4 protein-coding genes and 1 pseudogene are annotated in these 4,221 nt (G+C 70.8%); 3 read left to right on the forward strand and 2 right to left on the reverse strand.

Annotated features, from left to right (window positions below; all coding sequences use genetic code 11):
• Nucleotides 1-201, reverse strand: a 201-nt coding sequence (locus DIZ27_RS46685; protein ID WP_219933754.1) for a hypothetical protein, incomplete at its 3' end; no start/stop codon positions are given.
• A gap of 36 nt (nt 202-237) precedes the next feature.
• Between DIZ27_RS46685 and DIZ27_RS44800 the strand changes: the two genes are divergently transcribed.
• The 3 genes and pseudogenes from DIZ27_RS44800 to DIZ27_RS44815 form a co-directional block, all read left to right on the forward strand.
• Nucleotides 238-975, forward strand: a complete 738-nt coding sequence (locus DIZ27_RS44800) for an IS6 family transposase (protein ID WP_258308935.1) — start codon at nt 238-240, stop codon at nt 973-975.
• A gap of 323 nt (nt 976-1,298) precedes the next feature.
• Nucleotides 1,299-3,347 carry a right-handed parallel beta-helix repeat-containing protein gene (locus DIZ27_RS44810; protein ID WP_109383968.1) on the forward strand — a complete coding sequence of 683 codons (2,049 nt, stop codon included), beginning with the start codon at nt 1,299-1,301 and terminating at the stop codon, nt 3,345-3,347.
• Nucleotides 3,348-3,381: 34 nt separating this feature from the next.
• Nucleotides 3,382-3,638: pseudogene (locus DIZ27_RS44815) on the forward strand (hypothetical protein); the annotation flags it as partial.
• An 84-nt stretch (nt 3,639-3,722) separates the two neighbouring features.
• On the opposite strand, the gene DIZ27_RS44820 reads toward DIZ27_RS44815, so the two are convergent.
• On the reverse strand, nt 3,723-4,221 hold a 499-nt coding region (locus DIZ27_RS44820; protein ID WP_109383970.1), incomplete at its 5' end, for an IS6 family transposase.

Raw genomic sequence — 4,221 nt, forward strand, 5'->3', positions numbered from 1 at the left:
CCCAACGGTGTCAKGGCACTGGTCGATGAAGAGCGCCGAGACCAGCSGCCAACCCGGGCCTTCGGGTAGCCCTTCCACGCGGCCGGTGAGGAGGCCATCGACGTCCAGCCACTCCCCATCGGGCAGCCCGTACGCCGCGATCAGCATCAAGAACACCAGCGGCGGGGCTTCCTCGACCAGCTCTCGCAACGGCGCTGTCACGTTGGCTGAGCGGGTGGGATGATCTTCTGGTTGATCATGCGGGAGGGGTTGTCCGTGGACAGCGCGTCGCCGTCGTACAAGGGGCACCGGTACCCGGTGGAGATCATCTCGCCTTGCGTGTGGCTGTACTTCCGCTTCCCGCTCAGCTTCCGTCAGGTCGAGGAGCTGATGCTCGCCCGTGGCGTGATCGTCTCGCATGAGACGGTGCGGCGCTGGTGTGTGAAGTTCGGGCAGCAGTACGCCGGTGCGTTGCGCCGCCGTCGGCCCCGGCCCGGTGATACATGGCATCTGGACGAGGTGTTCGTCAGGATCAACGGAGAGCAGAAGTATCTGTGGCGGGCCGTGGACCAGGACGGCACCGTCCTGGACATCCTCGTGCAGAACCGGCGGGACAAGGGCGCCGCCAGGCGTTTCTTCCGCCGCCTGCTGCAGACGACCCGCACGGTGCCCCGGGTGATCGTCACCGACAGGCTCCGCTCCTACGGCGCGGCCCATCGCGAGGTCATGCCCTCCGTCGAGCACCGGCAGTCGAAGTACCTCAACAACCGGGCCGAGAACAGCCACCAGCCCACCCGGCAGCGCGAACGCGCCAGGAAGGGCTTCCGCAGCGTCGGCGGGGCGCAGCGGTTCCTGGCCGCCTTCAGCGGCATCTCACCCCACTTCCGGCCCCGCCGCCACCTGATGACAGCCTCCGGCTACCGAACCGAGATGGCCCTCCGCTTCGCCATCTGGGAGCAGGTCACCGGCGTCGCCGGCCTGCCAGCCGCGGCCTGAGTCCGGAGCCGGACCCCGGCCCCACCACACCCGACACACCGTCAGGCACTCACACACTCAACAACGTGACAGCGCCAGCTGTCGAGGTGCGCGTTGTCTCTCCGTTCCCGTTCCGGTGAGCGAGTCCCGTCTTTGACCGCGCAGATCGCACGGGCGAGCAATCCGGGCGGCACGACGGCGGGCGATGGCACGCACCATTGCGGAGTCCCTCCCGGCAAAGGCCTTACCACCTCCCTTCCCGCCGTGACACCCTTCCCCCCGACGTCGCACCGCCTGACGGCGGTGCCCCACCGGCACATTGGGAACCTAGGGGGGAACCCGCCATGACAGCTCACCCTGCCTCCTCCAGACGCCGCCTGCTCGCCGGAGCCACTGGACTGGGGGGCGCCGCACTCGCCACCGCAGTCGCGGCCGGCGGGCAGGCCGCCGCGAACGACCCGAAGACCGACCCCGAGAAGGCGACTGCCGGGAAGGGACGTACCGGCTGGCTGAACGTGAAGGACCGCGCGTTCGGCGCCCTCGGCGACGACCAGGCCGACGACCAGCCGGCCATCCAGCGCGCCATCGACATGGCCGGCCAGGGCGGCACCGTCTACTTCCCGCCCGGCAGGTACCGGCTCGCCTCCCCGCTCCGGCTCAGCCGCGGCGTGACCCTGCGCGGCGACTGGAACCCGCACTTCCCGATGCGTACCAACATGGCGGACTCCTACCTCCGCCCCGGCATCGGGAACTTCACCGGCGAGGCCCTGATCGTCGTCGACCCGGTCCCGCCCCAGGGCGACTACCAGAACTCCGCCTTCCGGGGCGGTCCCCGCCTGTACGGACTCGCCCTCGACGGGCGCGACCAGAAGGACTCCACCGGCGCCGCGGTCGACGGCATACGGATCAACCCCGGCGTCCGGGACGTCGGCATGGACAAGGTGACGGTCTGGCGGTTCAGCGGCCACGGCGTCAACGCGCAGAACTCCGCCGCCTTCCAGCTCAATCAAGTGCACGCCATCCACAACGGCGGCCACGGCTTCACCTGGGGCGACGCCCGGGGCAACGGGGGCGGTCTGGTCGACGCCGACCTGTTCCAGTGCTACTCCCAGGGCAACAAGGGCCACGGCTACGACATCCTGAACCCCAACGCGGTCACCCTGGTCGACTGCCGCTCCGAGTGGAACTCCCAGCACGGCTACCACATCACCGGCCGCGTCTACTCGCTCGTCCTGGTCGGCTGCAACACCGACCGCAGCGGCGGCAACGGCTTCCACGTCGCCACCTCGGCCGGCGGCCGCTTCGCCCACTTCGTCGGCTGCCTCGCCAAGCGGGACGGCAAGAACGGCCCCGGCCACGCCGGCTTCCGCGTCACCGGCAACTGGGCGGCCGGCGTGGTCCTCACCGGCTGCTCCACCTCGGTCGCCCGCGACGACGACAACGCCGGCACGTACTCCCCCTCGTACGGCCTGAGCACCACCGCCCTGGACAGCTCCCACTTCGTCTCCGTCACCGGCGGCCAGTACGTGGGCACCGAGGCGGCCTTCGACGACGCCGGCAAGGTCGTCGTCCGGCACAGCGGTGTCGCGGCCGGTGTCCAGACCTCGGGCACGCCCGTCTTCGACCGGTCCGACGTGCACGTGGTGTCCGGCGGCGTCAACACCTACCGGGACGTCGAGTTCGCCACCCGTGGCCGGAACCGGCGCTGGGCGCTGCGCGCCACCTCCGCCTCCGAGTCCGGCGCCAACAACGGCTCCGACTTCGCCCTGGTCCGCTACGCCGACAACGGCACCGAGCTGGACCACCCGCTCCGGGTCAACCGCGCCAACGGCCGGATCTTCCTCGGTCAGGAGAACAGCACCCCGGCGGTGGAGGTGAACGTCAACAGCAACCCCGGCTTCCGCCTCGCCTCCAGCCGCACCCAGGGCGGCCAGGGCTACGCCTTCGTCGGCGCCGACACCACCGCCCGCGCCTTCCAGTCGCAGATCCCCGGCGACGCGATCAGCCGGTACGTCATCGAGGTCGACGGCGCGCAGAGCTGGGGCCCCGGCGGAACCACGGTCCGCGACACCTCCTGGGGCCGCCTGGGCCCGGCCGCAGTCGGCAGCCCCAACGCGGACATCGTCGCGGCCAAGGCCGGCCGCGGCCTCAAGGTCAAGGAGGGCGCCGACGCCAAGATGGGCACGCTCACCCTCACCGGCGCCACCCCGGTCACCGTGCCCACCACCGCGGTCACCGCGGCCAGCCGCATCTTCCTCACCGTCCAGGAACCGGGTGGCACCCCGTCCGGCATTGCGTACGTCTCCGGGCGCGTGCCCGGCGAATCGTTCAGCGTCCGCGGTACCGCGGGGGACGCCTCCACGGTGGCCTGGCTGATCGTCGAACCGGCGTAGGGCGCGGCGCCGGCCTGCCCGGGACGATCCGCCCGGGCAGGCCATCCGCGCCCTCGCGGCCCGCGGCAAGCCACCGGTGCCGATCCTGTGGGGCCGCGACGCGCGCAACCTGCGGCCCCTGCTCGGCGACCTTCCGGCAATCGAGTCGCTCATCCCTCGCCGAGATCGGCAGACCGCGGCTTCTTCGGTTCACGTCCCTTCAGCGGGGCCAACGAACTGCTGCCCCTTGGGTCTCGCTTCGACGACCACTCATTGTGGCGTTGTCACGTTATTGGGTGCGTGGCTGTCTGATGGCGCGTTGGGGCGTGGTGGGCCCGCGTCCCGGGCCTGTGGTCAGGCCGTGGTGGGCAGGTTGGCAGCGCCGGTGATCTGGTCTCAGATGGCGAAGCGGATGGTCATCTCGGCTCGGTAGCCGGAGGCTGTCATCAGGTGGCGGTGGGGGCGGAAGTGGGGTGAGATGCCGCTGAACGCGGCCAGGAAGCGTTGTGCTGCGCCGACGGAGCGGAAGCCCTTCCTGGCGCGTTCGCGCTGCCGGGTGGGCTGGTGGCTGTTCTCGGCCCGGTTGTTCAGGCCCTGGTGCGAGCGGTGCTCCACCGACGGCATGACCTCACGGTGGGCGGCGCCGTAGGAACGCAGCTTGTCGGTGACGACCACCCGCGGCACCGCACGCGTCTTCGTCAGCAGGCGGCGGAAGAACCGCCGGGCCGCAGCGGTGTCCCGCCGGTTCTGCACGAGGATGTCCAGGACGTTGCCGTCGGCGTCGACGGCCCGCCACAGATACTTCTGCTCTCCGTTGATCCTGACGAACACCTCGTCCAGATGCCATGTATCACCGGGCCGGGGCCGACGGCGGCGCAACGCACCGGCGTACTGC

This window comes from Streptomyces sp. NWU339 (genome assembly GCF_003143855.1).
Classification (GTDB): domain Bacteria; phylum Actinomycetota; class Actinomycetes; order Streptomycetales; family Streptomycetaceae; genus Streptomyces.

Bases quoted from the DNA above. Each gene is read 5' to 3' on its own strand.
- DIZ27_RS44810 (WP_109383968.1), top strand. From the start codon at position 1,299: ATGACAGCTCACCCTGCCTCCTCCAGACGCCGCCTGCTCGCCGGAGCC.
- DIZ27_RS44800 (WP_258308935.1), top strand. From the start codon at position 238: ATGCGGGAGGGGTTGTCCGTGGACAGCGCGTCGCCGTCGTACAAGGGG.